Source organism: Nocardia thailandica NBRC 100428 (assembly GCF_000308795.1).
Lineage (GTDB): Bacteria > Actinomycetota > Actinomycetes > Mycobacteriales > Mycobacteriaceae > Nocardia > Nocardia thailandica.
Map to the genome: position 1 here is coordinate 1 of NZ_BAGK01000145.1, position 1285 is coordinate 1285.

Annotated in this window: 1 protein-coding gene; it reads right to left on the reverse strand. The window is 77.5% G+C overall.

Annotation, left to right across the window (positions count from 1 at the left end; all coding sequences use genetic code 11):
* A partial coding sequence (locus tag ON36_RS15875) for a primosomal protein N' (protein ID WP_506330656.1) occupies window positions 1–913 on the reverse strand: 913 nt, incomplete at its 3' end.
* Between the last annotated feature and the right edge of the window lie 372 nt (window positions 914–1285).

Below are 1285 nucleotides of genomic sequence, written 5' to 3' on the forward strand. Positions count from 1 at the left end.
CGCCCTCTTTGAGGGCCGAGCGGGCCGCCGCGAAGGCGACGCCCGGTATCCGTACCGCCCGCGCCACCGGGTCGCGTTCGAGCGCGATGTCGGTGTCGCCGGGCGCGCTGATCCGCGGCGTCGCCTCCCGCAGCACGCGCCGTTCGGCGAGAAGGTCGTGCGCCCAACCGGATTCGACGACGGACTGGATCTCGGCGGTGCGCGCGAATCCGGCCGCGACGAACGCGCACCCGGTCTCGTGCGCCCGCAGCATCGCCACCTCCCTCGCGTGTGGATACGGCGCCCGCGGCTCGGCGTAGGTGTCGTCGCCGTCGTCCCACAGCGCGATCAGCCCGAGCTCGCGCACGGGCGCGAAGACCGCCGCGCGCGTCCCGACGACGATCCGCGCCTGCCCCCGCAGCACCGCCAGCCACCGCCGGTATCGGGCGGCGGGACCCAGCCCGGCCGACAGGCCGACCGCCGCGTCACCCACCAGCCGAACGCACGCGGCCAGCACCCGATCGAGATCGCGCTGATCCGGCACCATGATGATCGCGCCGCGGCCCGTCGCCGCGACGGTCGCCGCCAGCTCGGCCAGCCGCGCCGCCCAGTCCTCCCCCGGCAGCGCCTGCCACGCGGCCCTGGCGCCCCTGCCCGCGCGCAGCGCGGCCACGAAAGCGGGGCCGTGCAGATACCGGTCCCAGCGCCCGGTGTCGACGGGCGGCCACGCCGGCTCGGCGTCGCGTTCTCCGGAGCCCGCGCGTCCGCCGCCGTCCTCCGCCGGGCCGCCGTCCTCTGCCGGGCCGCCGTCCTCTGCCGGGCCGCCGTCCTCTGCCGGGCCGCCCTCGGCCGACGCGCCGGCTTCCGCTCGCGAAAGACGCTGCGCCGCCGCCTCGTTCGGCGCGATCGCCGGGTCATCCGCGGACAGCCTCACGGGCTTCCCTCGCCCGCCGGCCGCCTCACCCGAGGCGACGCCCTCGGGCCGCTCGCCGCGATCCGACGCGCCCGCCGCGGGGGCGACCCCGCCGGAACCGCCTCCGGCAGCGAATGTTTCCGCCGACCGCACCGGGCCTGACAGGTCGACCAGTGCCGGGCCGGCAACATCGCCCGCGTCGGCAGGTGCCGGGTGGCCGCCTTCGGTCGCATCGCCTAGAGCCGCGCCGACTACATCGCCCGCGTCGATAGGTGCCCGACCGCCGCGCTCGGTCGCCTCGACTACAGCCGGGCTTGCATCTTCGCCCGCGTCGGCAGGCGCCGGATCGCCGCCTTCGGTCGTCTCGGCCGGAGCCGCGCCTGCACCTTCGCC